Source organism: Bradyrhizobium japonicum USDA 6, assembly GCF_000284375.1.
Lineage (GTDB): Bacteria > Pseudomonadota > Alphaproteobacteria > Rhizobiales > Xanthobacteraceae > Bradyrhizobium > Bradyrhizobium japonicum.
In genome coordinates this window covers 7,470,119-7,486,824 of sequence record NC_017249.1, presented here as the reverse complement: position 1 = coordinate 7,486,824, position 16,706 = coordinate 7,470,119, and the positions used below count along the sequence as shown (strand labels likewise).

Genomic DNA, 16,706 nt, shown 5'->3' with positions numbered 1-16,706 from the left:
GCTAGGTATCATCGGGATTTGTCGTGATGTCGAAGTTGTCGATCGTGTTCAAGCTTCTGACCGTGTTGTCGGTCCTCGTGTTGTCGCTCGCCGGCGTCGGCGTGATGGCGATCGGCACCATGCAGAGTATCAATTCCCACACCGTCGAGATCGCCGAGAGTTGGCTGCCGAGCGTGCGTGCGCTCGGCTCGCTTCGCGCCGACATCAACGAGCTGCGCGTCGCGCTGCGCCTGCACCTGATGCAGGACACCGCCGAGGGCAAGGAAGCCGCCGAGAAGCGCCTCGCCTCGCTGCAGGGGCGCATCGACCAGACCCGCAAGGTCTACGAGCCACTGATCGCCTCAGCCGAGGAGCGTTCGCTCTATGAGCAGTGGAGCAAGGCGTGGGCCGAGTACCTGAATGGGGTGCAGGACGTCATGGCGCTGTCGCGCAAGGGCGTCGGTCGCTTCCCGACCGATGCCAACGAGCTGTTGCAGACCAAGGTCGCGAAGATGGCCCAGGCCGCCGACCCGCTGCTCCAGAAGGGCATCGAGATGAACAATCGGGGCGCCGAGCTGGAGACGAAGCAGGCGGCCGACAGCTACGCCACGATCTTCCGCGTGCTGGTCGGCATCATCGTGTTCTCGGTCGTCATCGCGATCGGTGCCGCCTATTATCTCGTGCGTGACGTTTCTCGCGGGATTGCCTCGATCATCCGTCCGATGCAGTCGCTTGGCGAAGGCGACCTTTCCGCCGAGGTGCCGCATCGCGGCGAGAAGACCGAGATCGGCTCGATGGCGGATGCGCTCCAGATCTTCAAGGAGGCGTTGATCGCCAAGAAGGCCGCCGACGAACTCGCTGCGGCCGACGCCGAAGCCAAGATCGAACGCGGCCGCCGCGTCGACGCCATCACCCGCAAGTTCGAGGCCATGATCGGCGAGGTCGTCGGCACCGTGTCGTCGGCCTCGACCGAGCTCGAGGCGTCCGCGACCACGCTGACCAACACGGCGCAGCGCGGACAGGAGCTTGCAACCGTGGTCGCCGCGGCGTCCGAAGAAGCTTCCACCAACGTCCAGGCGGTTGCGTCCGCGTCGGAGGAGCTGTCATCCTCCATCACCGAGATCAGCCGCCGCGTGCAGGATTCGGCGCGGATGGCCGCGGAGGCCGTCGAGCAGGCGACGCGGACCAACGACCGCGTCAACGCGCTGTCGCAGGCGGCATCGCGCATCGGCGACGTGGTCGAGCTGATCAACACCATCGCCGGTCAGACCAATCTGCTGGCGCTCAACGCCACCATCGAGGCGGCGCGTGCCGGTGAAGCCGGCCGCGGCTTCGCGGTCGTCGCCTCCGAGGTCAAGGCGCTGGCCGAGCAGACTGCGAAAGCGACCGGCGAGATCGGGGCGCAGGTCTCCGGGATCCAGGCCGCGACGCAGGAATCCGTCAGCGCCATCCAGGAGATCGGCGGTACCATCGAGCGGCTGTCCGAGGTGTCGGCGGCCATCGCAGCCGCCGTCGAGGAACAGGGCGCGGCCACGCAGGAGATCTCGCGCAACGTGCAGCAGGCCTCGGTCGGCACGCAGGAGGTCTCGATGAACATCACGGACGTGCAGCGTGGTGCGATCGAGACCGGCTCGGCGTCGACGGAGGTGCTGTCGGCGGCGAAATCGCTGGCAACCGACAGCACGCGGCTCAAGGTCGAGGTCGCGCAGTTCCTGGAGTCGGTCCGCGCGGCCTGATCCTCAAGTGCTCGCCTGCGGAGCCGGCGGCGGTGCGACCTGCCGCCGGAACAGGATGCGCTGGTAGAGCCAGCCGATCGCGACCAGCACGATGCCGAGGCACATGAACGACAGCGCGCGATAGACGCCTGTCAGCGTCGACATGTCGATCACGAAGGCCTTCAGGATCGTCAGCGCGATCACCGCGGCCGACGCCAGCCGTGCCCGCTCGGAGTTGACGAGAATGCCGACGCCGAGCAGCACCACGCCGAAGGCGAGCCAGCCGATCGAATAGGTGTATTGCTCGGCGCCCGTTGTGGCGCCGTAAAGCAGGACCGGGCCGTGATAGAAGCGGCGGATCTCCAGCGTCAAATAGGTCAGCGCGAACACCAGCGCACCGCCGGCAATCGTGTTCGCATAGGCGACGGGGCGATGTCCTGCCACCGCATAGGACAGCAGCAGCATCAGCACCGCCGGGAGAGCGTAGCCGAGCAGCAGCAGGTTGAAGACGAGACCGCCGACATCGACGCTGGAGAGCAGCCACGGATTCTCCAGGATCAGCAGGCCGAACACGCTGATGAGCCCGGCGATCGCGGTGAGCACGACCGCGCCGACATTGTGAACCATGCTGTGGCTCCTCAGCCGCAGCCGCTCCAGCCCGATCGCCATGGCGAGCGCGACGCAGACTTGCAGGCCAAATTCGAGCAGCGAGGGCGGCGAGGTCATGCGGCCGCCGGTGGCGAGATGCCGGATCTCCATGAAGGCGAGCAGCGCGGTGAACAGGATCGCGGCAGCCTCCACGATGCGCAGCGGCGGATCGTCACTGCGGCGGCGCAGGAAGATGCTCGCGCCCCAGAACGAGGCCGCCGGCAGGCCGTAGCCCCACAACAGCCAGTTGAAGATCGGCGTGGTGCCGACGGCATCGCCGACGATGCGCGGATCATAGCCGATGCGCGCGGTCACGATCGCGGCAAAGATGGCGGCGAGCCGGCGCAGGACCGGGATCGGCCGCTGCAGCGAGATCCAGGCCGTGCCGAGCGACATCAGCGCCAGCGCGATGGTGAGCCAGCCCTTTTCGAGGGCGAAGGTCAGCGCCAGCGCCAGCGCGCCGAGCGTGCCGGTCGCGAACAGCGCGACGGAGGTCGCAGCGCCCGGCCGATCTTCGCGGCGCGCCAGCGCTTCGGTCGCAGCGCCAAAGGCGGCGGCGAGCAGCACCGCGAGAATCGCGAACGGGATCGAGCGGTCGAGATGGGCGATGCGCGCGTAGAGCGCAACGAGGATAGCGATCGGCGTCGCAACCGCTGCCGCCGACCACACCACCGGGATGACCGCCGAGTTCGAGCGGCCTTGCGCGAGAAAGCCCGCGATGCCGAAGCCGGCAGCGAAGATCGCGGCCATCACCAGATGCAACGTCACCGAGCTGTCGATCGCAGTTGGTCCGACGCCGGGCATCGGGCCGCCCGGCAGCACCAGCATGTCGGGGTTAGCGCGCACCGCCCATTCGGCGAACACGATGAAGACGGTCGCTGCGGCCGCGCCCAGCGCGCCGGTCGCCGCCGGCGCGCGCCAGGCGACGAACAGCGTCCCGCCAACGAGAAGCGTGAAGGCGATCAGCGCAAGGTCCGCATGCGCGCTCGACAGCACGATCAGCATCGCGCCGAACAGATAGGCGCCGAGCGAGCTCGACGACACCGGCTCGATCTCGCCGTCCTCGATGGTCGGACCGAACATGAAGCCGCAGACCACGAGAAGGGCTGCGAGCACGAAGCCCGCGATCGCATGGAAGGCGTGCGGCGCAACCTGCAGCTCGCTGGTATCGAGCCCCGGGAAGATCCAGAGCACGGCGAAGGCGATGGTCGTGACCGCGAGCCAGCGCCACAGCCGGATGCGGGCGAGACCGAAGCTCGCGGCGGTGACGATCGCAAGATAAATATAGAGCGCCCAATAGTCCGGCTTGCCGCTGGAGACGAGGATCGGCGTCACGAACGCGCCGACCACGCCGAGGCCCGCGAGCGCGGGCCCATGCAACAGTGCCGCGGCGAGAGTGCCGAGCGCGACGAGGCCGAGCAGCACGAACGCGGTGGCGGGCACGAGGAAGCCATAGAGCGCATAGGCCGCGTAGATGGTCGCGAACGCCACGGCCGTTCCGGCCGCGGTGAGGATCGCGGGGATGTTGGCGATCGGCAGCGCCGCGATGTTGGAGATGGTCTCCTTGCGCCGCGACCATTCGCCGGCGCCCAGCAGCGCGGCTGCGAACAGCCCGCCGAGGAACACGCGCACGCCGGGGCCGACGAGGCCCGCCTCGATCGAATAGCGCACCATGAAGAAGCCGCCGAGCGCGAGCGCAAGGCCGCCGATCCAGACCACCCAGCGCGTGCCGAGCCGCTCCTCGAAGCCGGGCGCCGGCGCGGGCAGGGGCGGCGGCGTATCGGCCTCGGTGCTCGCTGCGAGCGGCGGCGGTGAAACCTCTTCGGTGACGAGCGGAGGCGGAGCCGCTTCGGCTTCGGGCGCGAGCGGCGGCGGCTCGGCGGCCGTCGTCGCGGGCGCTTCGGCCTGCACCTGCGCGGGCATCAGCGGCGGCGGCTGCACCTGCCGCTGCGCGTAAAACACCTCTTCGAGCGAGGCCAGCCGGCGGCGCAGCTCGGCCGCCTGGCTGGAGGCCTTGATCGCGATCAGGACAGCGATGATCGCAATGATCAGCGCAAAGACGTCAAACGGGCCGTCGAACATGAAGCCTCCAGGCAACCGGCGGGCAGGGGCCGGTCACGCAAATCCTAGGATCTAGCGCCGGGACCGTACGCGCAAGCCCGGCGCGGGTCGTTCCTGGAGCACGTCGCGGCGGAAGCGGTAGAGCGCCGCCGGCCGTCCGCCGGTCTGTGTCGACATCACGCCGGTCGGTTCGACCAGGGCTTCGGTTTCGACCAGGCGGCGGAAATTTTGCTTGTGCAGGTGCCGGCCGGAGATCGCCTCCACCGTGTACTGCAATTCAGTGAGTGTGAAGTCCGCGGGCAAAAGTTCAAACACCACAGGACGATACTTCAGTTTTGCACGCAGCCGCGCGATCGCTGTCGCGAGAATCCGGCGGTGATCGAACCGCATGGAGGTGCCGAGCGCGGGAAGCTCCTTGCGCGCCAATGCCGCAGGACGGCCGTCGCGCCGCGCCTCCTCGATCAGCCCGGCCTCGTACAAGAGCTCGTAGCGGTCGAGCACGCGCTCCTCGTCCCAGGGCGCGCCGTCGAGACCGAAATAGAACCGCACGCGATCCCGGCGCGGCAGCGCGCGTGTGGTCTCCGGCGTCTCCTCCTCGGCCCATAGCGTCAGCGCCGGAATGATGTCACGGGCGATGATCGCGGGCGGCTTCTCGCGCCAGTCTTCCCAGGGCAGGAAGCGATACCACGGTTCGAAGCTCGCACCGGTCGCTGCGAGCTCGCCGCCCACCGCGCGCGTCAGCGCGAGATAGCCGATCGACACCATATGCGCGCCGGTGTCGCCGGCCTCCGCGTGACGGCCGCGATCGCCGAACGTGTAGAGCTGCTCGACATAGCCGAGCCGCAAGCCCGCCTGCGCCTCGACCCAGGCGCGCAGGCCGATTTCGAACGTGCGATGGCTGAGCGCATCGAAGGGGCCGAACGGCAGGCCCGCCAGCCCATCACTGCTGTGTGCGGTGAGGATCAGCGGCTCATGGTCCTCGATCGCGACGATCGCCGCGGTCAGGCCGATCTCGATCGGCGTCAGGAACTTGTCGCTCATGCGATGATGATCGCAGGTGCTGCCACAAGCCCGGCCATGACGGCAACACCTGCATTGTGGCGCGTAGCGGTCATTTGAGCTCGATCACGAAGGGGCGGCCTTCCACCATCATGGCGCCCGGGCCCATCTCGTCGAGCGCGCGCAGCATGCGGCCGTTGCGTCCAAGCGCGCGGTCGGCAAGGCCGACGATGCGGCGGTTCGGCGAAGCGATCGGGGAAGCCGCGCGGATCTTCTTGGCGATCTCGATCTCGTCGCGATCCGGATTGAGGGCGCAGACGGCCGCAAAGGCGCTCGCGGTGGAACGGCTGATGCCGGCATAGCAATGCACCACCAGCGGGGCGCTGCGATCCCAGCCGCGCACGAAATTCAACACCTGGTCGATATGAGCTTCGGACGGTGCGGTGAAGCCGTCCATCTCCTCGGTGATGTCGTCCATCGACACCTTGAGATGGTTGGCCGGCAGCACCGACACCGGACGTGCCACCTGCTCGACATTGGCCATGACGGTCAGCACATGGCTGGCCCTGGTGAGGCGGACGGTTTCGGGAAGGGCGGCGAGGGAACAGACGTGGATCATGGCGGACCTTTTTGCCGCTGATTATAGCGAGCGCTCGTAGGGTGGGCAAAGGCGCATCGCTCCGCGCCCACCGTTTCGCACCGCGCACACCGCGGCTAGTTTGGTGGGCACGCTTCGCTTTGCCCACCCTACGAAGGGATGATGCTATGCGAACACCGCGTTGAACCGCTCCAGAAACTGCTTCTCGGCCCGCGCCGCGGTCCAGGGCGTGAGGTAGTCGCGGCGGACGCTGTCGGAGAGGCCGGGGTCCCTGCCGAACAGGCGCTTCGCCTCGCTTTCGCTGAAGCCGGCAAGCTCGGTTGCCTCCAGATAGGCCGCCCCGCGATCGGCCGCCTTGATGGCTTGCGTGATCTCCTCGGGGAGCGCCGGCGGCAGGCCGAAGCGGATGTGGATGGCGCCGAGCAGGCGCTTCTCCACCGCCTTGTAGTGGCCGTCGAGCACGGCCTTGAACGGCGAGATCATGTCGCCGATCACGTATTCGGGCGCATCGTGCAGCAGGGCGGCGAGCCGCATGCGCGCATCGACGCGCGGCATCTCGTGCCGCATCACGGTCTCCACCAGAAGCGTGTGCTGCGCGACCGAGAAGATGTGCGCGCCGGTGGTCTGCCCGTTCCAGCGCGCCACGCGCGCGAGCCCATGCGCGATGTCGGCGATCTCGACATCGAGCGGAGAGGGATCGAGCAGATCGAGCCGCCGCCCCGACAGCATGCGCTGCCAGGCGCGGGATGCCGCATCGCGTGCCGTTTTCTTCGCGGTCATTTGGCCTTGAGGCGCGGCTTGCGCTGCGTCTTGCCGCAGCTCGCGTGACAATGGCAGTCGACGAGATGGTCGTTGACCATGCCGGTCGCCTCCATGAAGGCGTAGACGATGGTCGGACCGACGAATTTGAAGCCGCGCGAAGACAGTTCCTTGGAGATCTGCATCGACAGCGGCGTCGAGGCCGGCACGCTCGCAGTGGTCTTGAAATTGTTGACCTTGGGCCGTCCGTCCATGAAGTCCCACAACAGCTTCGAGAAGCCCGGGCCCTTCTCCATGATGTCGAGATACGATTTCGCGCTCAGGATCGCGCCGTCGATCTTGGCGCGATTGCGCACGATGCCGGCATCGTTCATCAGCGCGTGCACCTTCTTGTCGCTGTAGCGCGCGATCTTCTCCGGCTGAAAATCATCGAAGGCTTTGCGGAAATTGTCTCGCTTGCGCAGGATCGTGATCCAGGAAAGGCCGGCCTGGAAGCCGTCGAGGATCAGCTTTTCATAGAGCGCACGGTCGTCATATTCCGGCACGCCCCATTCGGTGTCGTGATAGGCGACATAGAGCGGGTCTTCGCCGGGCCAGGGGCAGCGGGTCTTTCCGTCGGGATGCAGGCGGGGGGCTCGGCTCATGCGATGGGCTGCTTCAGGGGAATGCGGACGACGTCGGGTTCGGCGAGCCTCACGGCGAGGCCGCCGGCGGTGAGCGGCTGGCCGGCATCGAGCGCGTCCGCAACGCGGTCGATACGCACCAGCGCGATGCCTTTGCCCTGCGCGGATGAGCCCATCGTGCCGACCGGCTTGTCGCCGGCCATAACACTGACGCCGGCCTCCGGCGAGAGGTCATCGAGCAGCACCTTGACGCTGCGGGTGCGCGCGGTGCCGCGATGCTGCATGCGCGAGACGACCTCCTGGCCGACATAGCAGCCCTTGTCGAAATCGACGCCGGCAAGGCGGTCCATGTTGGTCTCGTGCGGGAACGCATCGCTGTACATGAAATCGAGCCCGCCGCGCGGCACGCCGAGCGCGATACGATGCGTCTCGTATTCGGCGGCGTCGACCAGCTCGGCGCCGATGAGATCGGACAGCTTCTGCTTGAGATCTTCGGGGATCAGGATGCGAGTGCCGAGCGCTTCATTGCGCGGATCGGCGAACGCAAGGTCCGGCTGCGCCGCGAGCTGGCCGTCCCAGGCCGCGAGCACGCCGAGATCGAGGTTTTCCACCGTGACCTTGGCGCGCAGCTTGTAGAATTTCAGCTTGGTGGCGAGGCCCTCGGCCAGCGCCTTCGGACAGTCGATCAGGAACCCGCCGCCATGGCCTGCGGGCACCTCGGTGATCAGGAAATCCACGATGATCTTGCCCTGCGGCGTCAGCAGCGCACCGAATCGCCCCAGGCCCGGCTTCAGCCTGTCGAGATCGGTCGTGATCAGGCCGTTGAGGAAGTTGCGCGCGTCCTCGCCCGCGACCTTGACCACGCTCCGGTCGGGAAGAAACGCTGATTTCATGTGAAAATCTCTTGCGACATGTTGCTCCGGAACGTAAGCCCGCAGGGCATAAACGACAAGACCTCAAGCCCCGCGCTTGGGGATGAGAGAGGCCTTCAGCCATGACCCAGCGCTTCGATGTGATCCTCAAGGGCGGCACCGTCGTCAACCAGGACGGCGAGGGTGTTCGCGATATCGGCATCACCAACGGCCGCATCGCGGAGCTGGGCCCGCTGTCGCAGGCCTCCGCCGCCGAGGTGATCGACTGCAAGGGCCTCCACATCCTGCCCGGCGTGATGGATACCCAGGTGCATTTCCGCGAGCCCGGGCTGGAGCAGAAGGAAGACCTCGAGACAGGGTCGCGCAGCGCCGTGATGGGCGGCGTCACCGCCGTGTTCGAGATGCCGAACACGTCGCCATTGACCGTGACGGAGGCTACCTTCACCGACAAGGTGAAGCGTGCCCATCATCGCATGCATTGCGATTTCGCGTTCTTCATCGGCGGCACCCGCGAGAACGTGCAGGATCTGCCGGTGCTGGAGCGCGCGCCCGGCTGCGCGGGCGTCAAGGTGTTCATCGGCTCGTCGACCGGCGCGCTGCTGGTGGAGGACGACGAGAGCCTGCGCCGCATCTTCCAGGTGATCCGCCGCCGCGCCGCCTTCCACGCCGAGGATGAATACCGCCTCAACGACCGCAAGTCGCTGCGCATCGAGGGCGATCCGCGTTCGCATCCGGTCTGGCGCGACGAGACCGCCGCGCTGATGGCGACGCAGCGATTGGTCAAGCTCGCGCACGAGACCGGCAAGCGCATCCACGTGCTGCACATCTCGACCAAGGAAGAGATCGAGTTCCTGCGCGACCACAAGGATGTCGCCTCCTGCGAGGCGACGCCGCATCATCTGACGCTGGTCGCACCCGAATGCTACGAGCGGCTCGGCACGCTGGCGCAGATGAACCCGCCGGTGCGCGGGGCCGATCACCGCGCCGGCATCTGGCGCGGCATCGAGCAGGGCATCATCGATGTGCTCGGCTCCGACCATGCCCCGCATACGCTGGAAGAGAAGTCGAAGACCTATCCGGCCTCGCCCTCCGGCATGACCGGCGTGCAAACGCTGGTGCCGCTCATGCTCGACCACGTCAACGCCGGCCGCCTGTCGCTGGCGCGCTTCGTCGACCTCACCAGCGCGGGCCCCGCGCGTCTCTACAACATGGCCTGCAAGGGCCGCATTGCCGCAGGCTACGACGCCGACTTCACGGTCGTCGATCTCAAGCGCAGCGAAACCATCACCAACAAATGGGTGGCGTCCAAAGCCGGCTGGACCCCCTATGACGGCGTCCGCGTTACCGGCTGGCCCGTCGGCACCTTCATCCGCGGCCGCCGCGTGATGTGGCAGGGCGAGCTGGTGACGGCCTCGCAGGGCGAGCCGGTGCGGTTTCTGGAGACGTTGAAGCAGTAGGGGGCATTCTTTAGCCTCGTCATTGCGAGGAGCGCAGCGACGAAGCAATCCAGAATCTCTCCGCGGAGGCAGTCTGGATTGCTTCGCTTCGCTCGCAATGACGAGGGGAGAGAGCTACAATCCCTCGACAGGGAGAGCAGTCCATGACCCAACCCCTCATCACCACCGCGCAACTCGCAGCCCACCTCGGCGATCCCAACCTCCGCCTCTACGACTGCACGACCTACAACGAGCCGGTGCCGCCGGGCAGCGATGTGCCCTATCGCGCGGTGCCCGGCGACAAGACGTTCGCGGCCGGCCACATCCCCGGCGCCGATTTCCTCGACCTGCAAGGCGAGTTCTCCGACACCTCCGCGCAACAGCTCTTCATGATGGCTGGCGTGCCCCAGCTAGAAGCCGCCTTCGGCCGCCACGGCGCTGACGCATCCAAGACCATCGTGCTCTACGGCATCGGCACCATGATGTGGTCGACGCGGTTCTGGTGGATGCTGCGCTCGCTCGGTGTCGATGCACAGGTGCTCGACGGCGGTTTTGACAAATGGAAGGACGAGGGGCGCCCGGTCGAGACGGGCGCGCCGAAGGGCTATCCCGCCACCACCTTCAAGGCCGCGCCGCGCGCGGGCTTGTTCGTCGACAAGACCACTGTGAAGGCGCGGATCGGCGATTCCTCGACCGTGATCGTCAACGCGCTCGGGCCGCAATTTCATCAAGGCCTCGAGCCGAGCCGCTACGGCCGGCCCGGCCGCGTGCCCGGCAGCGTCAACGTGCCCGCGGCCACGCTCGCCAAGGCCGACAAGACGCTGACGACGCTTGCCGATGCCGAAGCGAAATTCGCGGCCCAGGGCGTTACGCGCGACAAGAATGTGATCTGCTATTGCGGCGGCGGCATCTCGGCGACGATCGACCTGCTCATGCTGACACAGCTCGGCTACGACAAGCTGACGCTGTACGATGCCTCCATGGGCGAATGGGCGAGGGATCCGGCACTGCCGATCGAGACGGACTAGCTCTTACCCTCCCCTGGAGGGGGAGGGTAAGGAAGAAAATCGGGAACCTTTTCGCTGCCCCCGCATCCAATGTCCGGATCGAATGGAAACAGGCGACCACCATGCAGCGGACCGCAGCCGGCCTGTCCGCCGGCGCCAGAGCATCGGAAGCCGAACTGGTCGACCGCGCGCGGGGCCGTGACGAGGCCGCGTTGCGCGAGATCATGCAGGCCAACAACCGCAGGCTCTACCGTCTGGCGCGCGGTATCCTGCGCAGCGACAGCGAAGCCGAGGACGTGGTGCAGGAAACCTATGTCCGGGCCTTTACCCATCTGGACGACTTTCGCGGCGAGTCCGGGCTGTCGACCTGGCTGTCGCGCATTGCGATCAACGAGGCGCTTGGCCGGGCGCGAAGCCGCAAGCCGCATGTCGAGCTCGGCGCGCTGCCGGAGGAGGCGCTCGACGCGCAGATCATAAAATTTCCCGTTTCTCCCGCAGGCGATCCGGAAAGGACCATGGCCCAACGCGAAATCCAGCGCGTCGTCGAACGCGCAATCGACGAACTGCCGGATGTCTTCCGCATGGTCTTCGTCGCGCGCGTCATGGAGGGGATGAACATCGAGGAGACCGCCGATCTGCTCGGCGTCAAGCCCGAGACCGTGAAGACCCGGCTGCACCGTGCGCGCACCATGCTGCGGGAGAACGTCGAGAAGGAGATCGGTCCGGTGGTGATGGATGCGTTCCCGTTCGCCGGGTGGCGCTGCGAGCGGCTGACCGTATCGGTGCTGAGGCGACTCGGCAGTGGCGGTTGAAGTTTTTCGGGAACGTTTGCGCGAAAATCCCATCCAATGCCTGTGAAGCAACGCCGGCAAACCGTCCGGCAACACAGGAGTTTCAGACATGTTCACCCGATGGAGCACGGCGATGGCCGCGGCAATTCTGTTGTCGAGCCCGGCGCTGCCGCAAGGCGCGAGCGCAGCCGACAAGCCCACCGATCCGCAGATCGCTCACATCGCCTATACCGCGGGCGTGATCGACATCAACGCGGCCAAGCAGGCGCAGAAAAAGGCCAAGAACAAGGACGTCAAGGCGTTTGCCGAGGACATGCTGCGCGACCACGAGGCGGTCAACAAGCAGGCGCTGGCGCTGGTCAAGAAGCTGAACGTTACGCCTGAAGACAACGATACCAGCAAGGCGCTGTCGAAGCAGGCGAGCGACAAGCTGGCTGAGCTCGGCAAGCTGAGCGGCGCGGCCTTCGACAAGGCCTATGTCGCGAACGAGGTCGCCTACCACAAGGCGGTCAACGGCGCGCTGGAAACCCAGCTCATCCCGTCCGCTGGAAATGCCGAGCTCAAGAGCCTGTTGCAGACCGGCCTGAAGATCTTTCAGGGCCATCAGCAGCACGCCGAGCATGTCGCGGCCGAGCTGAAATAGGGGGTGGGATGAAGCCGGGACACCTCGCTTCGATCGCGCTTGCGGTCGTCTTGCTGTCGATCGTCGTCCCGGCGCGCGCCGCGACCATTCAGATCACAATGGAAAATCTCGTGGTTTCACCGGCCGAAACGTCCGCGAAGGTCGGTGATACCATCGAATGGATCAACAACGACGTGTTCGCGCACACCGCCACGGCGAAGAACGGCGATTTCGACGTGATGCTGCCACCGAAGAAGTCGGCGACGTCAGTTCTGAAAAAGGCGGGAACAGTCGACTACTACTGCCGCTATCATCCCAACATGAAAGCGACGCTCAAGGTCGCGCCGTGAAGATAGGGGGAGTGCATTCCCAATCGTAGCGGGAATATCTCCCGGTCATCGCGAGACTAATGCTTGTCCGGGGGAGGCGGCTTCCGTGCGATAAACGCGGCAGACTTCGCGAACCAGTTCGCCAGAGCCCGTTCGCCAGGTCATTCATCCGTAGACTGGCCCCGCCCGTGTGGCGGGGTCATTTTTCGCAAGAAGCTTACTGCCTTGCGAGAGTGACCGAAAATTCGCCGTTGCGGATGCGGCCCGGAAAGCCCTCTACGAATTTCGCCACCGCATCCTCGCCGTAGGTGCCGACGAGCTCGGCGAATGCCGCAAACAGGCTCGCCTGCGCCAGGCAGTCGCCGTCGACGCCATCATGCCGCGCCTCGGCCCAGGCCTCGTTGAGATAGCTCAGCGCGGCCTGTTTCTGCTCGTGATCGGGCAGCGGCGCGCGGGCGGGGGCGTAGGACACTGAATGGCTCATGAAACTCGATCAGGGCTGGGGCGCGATCCACGGCGATGCGCTGTACGAAAGGTGTAGCACGCGTATTAACGCCCGCTAGGCCACATCTTTAGGAACGGTTAACGGCTGTGAACAAAGTCGATGACAGGGTTCCGCTACTCGGTCATTCCGGGTCGCGCGTAGCGAGAGCCATGATGCGCAATTGCGCATCATAGCTCTCGACTTCGTCGAGCCCCGGAATGACGGAGAGCTAGTTCGCGTAACGCGCCGTGAGATCGCGCGAGATCTTCGAGCCCTCCTCGATATAGCGGCGGATCGCCACCGTCGCGGCCGGCGTGCAACTCCGGTAGGTCTGCTGGAAGCCGTTATAGCCGCGGTTGAAGCCGGCGATCATGCGGGTGCGGCGCTCGCCCGAGGGGGTTTCGGCATCGATCAGCGCCTGCATCTCGTTGCGCCATTTGTTGCCCTCGTTGGACCCGCAGATGCCGCGCAGGTAATGCAGCCCGCCGAGGATCTCCGCCAGCCGCTGCAAATCGGCGTCAAACGGCGCCGCCACGTCCTGGGCCCTCGTGGGCACGGAGGCGCAGGCGAGAATCAGGGCAAAAATGGCCAGAAATCGCGTGGACATCGGCGGGGTGTATGCCCCCTCGGGGCGGCTGACGCAAGACGGGTGGTCAGGGCCCGATCAGCCGGGCGGCCGACTGGATGACCTCCTCCAGCCCCCCAGTCAGCTTGAGGTCGCCGAGGCTCGCCAAGGCGTCGGGGGCGATCCAGCGGTAATCGTCGAGCTCGTCGTTGAGAGCGGGCTCCCTGGCCACCCAGCGGGCGGCAAAGGACATGATCAGATAATGGCCGGCGCCGGGGGCGGCCGGCAGCACCTCGCGCCAGCCGGCGAGGCCAATGATCTCGATGGCGAGCCCGGTCTCCTCGTCGACCTCGCGCGCCAGCGCCTGATGCAGCGATTCGCCGAACTCGACCCGGCCGCCCGGCAGCGAATAGAACCCCTTGGCGGGCGAGCGGGCGCGGCGGGTCAGAAGCACCTTGCCGTCACGGAAGATGGCGGCACTGACCGCGATCTGGGGGTGGGTGGGCTGGATGACCGCGGACATATCTTCAACAACCTTTGGCTCAATTCGCCATGATGGTGTCGACGTCGGCCTCCGCGCCGCCATTGATGATGCCGCCGCAGGCCGCGATCAGCGGCTTGACCCAGAGCGTGGCCTGCTCGGCGAGGCGGACGCGGGTCGTGTCCTTCTCGACCTCGCGCATGGCCGAGCCGACCGCTGTCAGGATCGAGGTCATTGTATCCGTGATGTGGTCGAACTGGGCGCGCACGTTCGGATCGGCCTTCTCATAGGCTTCGATGGCCAGATCCCGTGCCTTGAAATTCGACGCGGTGAAATGCTCGGCATAGGACAGCGGCGACCAGGTCAAAAAATCTTCGGCGCATTCCGGCATGTCCGGGACCATTTCCAGCAGCATCACGGCTTCATTGAAATGGTTGAGATAGTCGGTGGCAAGCCCGGTTCGCGGGTTGATGTTGGCCACGCGCAGCCGCTCGGCCCAGGCGGCGGCCTCGGGGCCCGTCTGTACATGCGTCCGCGCGGGTTGGGAGGCCGTTGAGCTCATCTGCCGCAGTGTTAACGTTCGGGGTTAAAAGGACCTGAACGGCCCCTATATAGATATCCAAGGATGTGTGGACGCTTCGTCATAACTTCGGCCCCCGCGGCTTTGCGGCAACTGTTCGGCTATGTCGAGCAGCCGAATTTCCCGTCACGGTACAATGTCGCGCCGACACAACCGATTCCGGTCGTGCTGCTCGAGAACGGCGCGCGCCATTTCCGCTTGATGCGCTGGGGATTGTTGCCGAGCTGGGTCAAGGATCCCAAGGGATTTACACTCCTGATCAACGCGCGCTCCGAGACGGTGCTGGAAAAGCCAGCCTTCAAGAACGCGATTCGGAGGCGCCGCGGCCTGATTCCCGCCGACGGCTATTATGAATGGAAGGCGGAGGGCGGCCGCAAGCAGCCCTTCTTCATCCATCGCGCCGACGGCGAGCCGCTCGGCTTCGCTGCGGTATTCGAGACCTGGGTCGGGCCGAACGGTGAGGAGCTCGACACCGTCGCGATCGTCACGGCGGCGGCGGGCGAGGATCTCGCCGCCCTGCACGACCGCGTGCCGGTCACCATCAGCCCGCGCGATTTCGAACGCTGGCTCGACAGCCGCGGCGACGATGTCGATGCCGTGTTGCCGCTGATGTCGGCCCCGCGCATCGGCGAATTCGCCTGGCACCCGGTCTCCACCCGCGTCAACCGCGTCGCCAATGACGACAATCAGCTCGTGTTGCCGATCAGCGTGGAGGAGATGGCGGCCGAGGCAGAGGCTGCGAAACCGAAGAAGGCGGCCCGGAAGGTTGCTGCTAGCTCGCCGGATGACGGGCAGGGATCGTTGTTCTAGCCGCAGTGCCGTAGGGTGGGCAAAGGCGCAAAGCGCCGTGCCCACCTTCTCTCCGGTCACGCGATGCACGATGGTGGGCACGCTTCGCTTTGCCCACCCTACGACAGCGGAGTTTGTAGCACCGCTCTCACACGATCTCTTTTGCCCTCAGCGCCGCGATCTCCGCTGCATCGAATCCCAGCTCGCCCAGCACCGCATCCGTATCCGCGCCCAATTCCGGCGCCATCCGATCGAGCTTGCCGCCGCCATGGGCGAGTTTGAAGCCACTGCCGGCGAAGCGCAGGCGGCCGTAGGGTGTATCCAGCTCCTGGATCGCGCCGCGGGCCTTGATTTGCGAATGATCGATGACCTCCTCGACCTTCCAGATGCTGGCGCAGGGCGCGCCGGCATCTTCCAGGATTGTCTCCCACTCGCGCGCAGGCCTGGCCGCCAGCGCCTCCTCGATGATGGCGCGCAATGCGCTCTCGTTCTCGTTGCGCGCGAACCAGTCGGCGAAGCGCGGGTCCGACAGTGTGTCCTCGCGGCCGAGCGTGGACATCAGCGCGCGGTACTGCTTCTCGTTATTGACGGCGAGCAGGATGTGGCCGTCGCCGCATCTGAACAGATTTGCCGTGGTCCGGCGGCTCACGGCCTGGTTGCCCGAAAGCTGTTGGCGATGCCCGGCGACCGACCAGTCCGCGATCTGTCCCGAGAGAAACGCCATCGTCGCCTCCAGCATCGAGACGTCAATCAGCTGTCCCTGGCCGGTGCGGTCGCGCTGATACAGCGCGCTCGATACGCCGAAGGCAGCGGTGGCGCCCGAGAGCACGTCGCACACCGCAAAGCCCGCGCGCGTCGGCCCCGTCTCCGGGTGGCCGGTGATCGCCATGATGCCGGACAGCGCCTGCATCTTGCCGTCATAGCCGGGCCGCAGGCGGTCCGGGCCGGTCTGGCCGAAGCCGGACACGGCGCAATAGATCAGCTTTGGATTGATCGCCGACAGCGCCTCGTAGCCGATCCCGAGCCTGTCCATCACGCCCGGGCGAAAATTCTCCATGACGACGTCGACTTGCGCGGCGAGCTTCTTCACGATCGCGATGGCGTCGGGCTTCTGCAAATCGAGCGTCAGGCTGCGCTTGTTGCCGTTGATGGCCTGGAACGCCGGCGCGAGCCCACGCTCGGCCCATTCGCGGCTGAGCGGCGTGCGGCGCATGTCTTCACCCTCGCGCCGCTCGACCTTGATGACATCTGCCCCGAGCAGCGCGAGCTGGTAGCTCGCATAGGGGCCGGCCAGCACCTGCGTGAAGTCCAGGATCTTCACGCCCTCGAACGGTCGCGTCACGTCGCTCTCCCCTTTGTTTGTCGTTG

General features: G+C 66.2%; 18 protein-coding genes. 7 read left to right on the top strand and 11 right to left on the bottom strand.

All coding sequences use genetic code 11. From position 1 onward, the window contains the following. Positions 1-26 precede the first annotated feature (26 nt). Positions 27-1,715 carry a methyl-accepting chemotaxis protein gene (locus tag BJ6T_RS35010; RefSeq protein ID WP_014497317.1) on the top strand — a complete coding sequence of 563 codons (1,689 nt, stop codon included), beginning with the start codon at positions 27-29 and terminating at the stop codon, positions 1,713-1,715. 3 nt (positions 1,716-1,718) lie between these two features. On the opposite strand, the gene BJ6T_RS35005 is transcribed toward BJ6T_RS35010, so the two are convergent. From BJ6T_RS35005 to ygfZ, 6 genes are all read right to left on the bottom strand, one after another. Further along, entirely contained in the window at positions 1,719-4,424 is a 2,706-nt protein-coding gene (locus tag BJ6T_RS35005; protein WP_014497316.1) for a DUF2339 domain-containing protein, read from the bottom strand. 51 nt (positions 4,425-4,475) lie between these two features. Next, entirely contained in the window at positions 4,476-5,444 is a 969-nt protein-coding gene (locus BJ6T_RS35000; RefSeq protein ID WP_014497315.1) for an NUDIX hydrolase, read from the bottom strand. A gap of 70 nt (positions 5,445-5,514) precedes the next feature. After that, positions 5,515-6,021, bottom strand: a complete 507-nt coding sequence (locus BJ6T_RS34995) for a tyrosine phosphatase family protein (RefSeq protein WP_014497314.1) — start codon at positions 6,019-6,021, stop codon at positions 5,515-5,517. Positions 6,022-6,165: 144 nt separating this feature from the next. Continuing rightward, positions 6,166-6,780 (bottom strand): YfbR-like 5'-deoxynucleotidase, encoded by a 615-nt coding sequence (locus BJ6T_RS34990; protein ID WP_014497313.1) that lies wholly within the window; start codon positions 6,778-6,780, stop codon positions 6,166-6,168. Continuing rightward, the gene (locus BJ6T_RS34985) at positions 6,777-7,403 is read right to left on the bottom strand and encodes a DNA-3-methyladenine glycosylase I (RefSeq protein WP_014497312.1); all 627 of its coding nucleotides are present in this window, start codon (positions 7,401-7,403) and stop codon (positions 6,777-6,779) included. The genes BJ6T_RS34990 and BJ6T_RS34985 overlap by 4 nt, the downstream gene beginning before the upstream one ends. Then, the gene (ygfZ, locus tag BJ6T_RS34980; protein WP_014497311.1) at positions 7,400-8,275 is read right to left on the bottom strand and encodes a CAF17-like 4Fe-4S cluster assembly/insertion protein YgfZ; all 876 of its coding nucleotides are present in this window, start codon (positions 8,273-8,275) and stop codon (positions 7,400-7,402) included. The genes BJ6T_RS34985 and ygfZ overlap by 4 nt, the downstream gene beginning before the upstream one ends. A gap of 101 nt (positions 8,276-8,376) precedes the next feature. Here ygfZ and BJ6T_RS34975 point away from each other — a divergent pair, with 101 nt between their 5' ends. From BJ6T_RS34975 to BJ6T_RS34955, 5 genes are all read left to right on the top strand, one after another. After that, entirely contained in the window at positions 8,377-9,711 is a 1,335-nt protein-coding gene (locus BJ6T_RS34975) for a dihydroorotase (RefSeq protein WP_014497310.1), read from the top strand. 143 nt (positions 9,712-9,854) lie between these two features. Next, positions 9,855-10,718 (top strand): sulfurtransferase, encoded by an 864-nt coding sequence (locus tag BJ6T_RS34970; RefSeq protein WP_014497309.1) that lies wholly within the window; start codon positions 9,855-9,857, stop codon positions 10,716-10,718. Between the two features lie 101 nt (positions 10,719-10,819). Beyond that, positions 10,820-11,509, top strand: coding sequence for an RNA polymerase sigma factor (locus BJ6T_RS34965; RefSeq protein ID WP_014497308.1), 690 nt, complete (start codon positions 10,820-10,822; stop codon positions 11,507-11,509). A gap of 88 nt (positions 11,510-11,597) precedes the next feature. Further along, positions 11,598-12,131 (top strand): DUF4142 domain-containing protein, encoded by a 534-nt coding sequence (locus BJ6T_RS34960; RefSeq protein ID WP_014497307.1) that lies wholly within the window; start codon positions 11,598-11,600, stop codon positions 12,129-12,131. 8 nt (positions 12,132-12,139) lie between these two features. Beyond that, complete coding sequence (locus BJ6T_RS34955; protein WP_014497306.1) at positions 12,140-12,460, top strand: cupredoxin domain-containing protein; 321 nt, start codon at positions 12,140-12,142, stop codon at positions 12,458-12,460. 196 nt (positions 12,461-12,656) lie between these two features. On the opposite strand, the gene BJ6T_RS34950 is transcribed toward BJ6T_RS34955, so the two are convergent. From BJ6T_RS34950 to BJ6T_RS34935, 4 genes are all read right to left on the bottom strand, one after another. Further along, positions 12,657-12,923, bottom strand: a complete 267-nt coding sequence (locus tag BJ6T_RS34950) for a hypothetical protein (protein WP_014497305.1) — start codon at positions 12,921-12,923, stop codon at positions 12,657-12,659. Positions 12,924-13,152: 229 nt separating this feature from the next. Beyond that, the gene (locus tag BJ6T_RS34945; protein WP_014497304.1) at positions 13,153-13,530 is read right to left on the bottom strand and encodes a TIGR02301 family protein; all 378 of its coding nucleotides are present in this window, start codon (positions 13,528-13,530) and stop codon (positions 13,153-13,155) included. A 46-nt stretch (positions 13,531-13,576) separates the two neighbouring features. Then, the gene (locus tag BJ6T_RS34940; RefSeq protein ID WP_014497303.1) at positions 13,577-14,011 is read right to left on the bottom strand and encodes an NUDIX hydrolase; all 435 of its coding nucleotides are present in this window, start codon (positions 14,009-14,011) and stop codon (positions 13,577-13,579) included. A 19-nt stretch (positions 14,012-14,030) separates the two neighbouring features. Continuing rightward, a complete protein-coding gene (locus tag BJ6T_RS34935; protein ID WP_014497302.1) occupies positions 14,031-14,531 on the bottom strand; it encodes a hypothetical protein in 501 nt (166 codons plus the stop codon). A gap of 63 nt (positions 14,532-14,594) precedes the next feature. Here BJ6T_RS34935 and BJ6T_RS34930 point away from each other — a divergent pair, with 63 nt between their 5' ends. After that, positions 14,595-15,359, top strand: a complete 765-nt coding sequence (locus BJ6T_RS34930; RefSeq protein ID WP_014497301.1) for an SOS response-associated peptidase — start codon at positions 14,595-14,597, stop codon at positions 15,357-15,359. A gap of 127 nt (positions 15,360-15,486) precedes the next feature. On the opposite strand, the gene BJ6T_RS34925 is transcribed toward BJ6T_RS34930, so the two are convergent. Continuing rightward, entirely contained in the window at positions 15,487-16,680 is a 1,194-nt protein-coding gene (locus tag BJ6T_RS34925; protein ID WP_014497300.1) for a CaiB/BaiF CoA transferase family protein, read from the bottom strand. Positions 16,681-16,706: the final 26 nt, after the last annotated feature.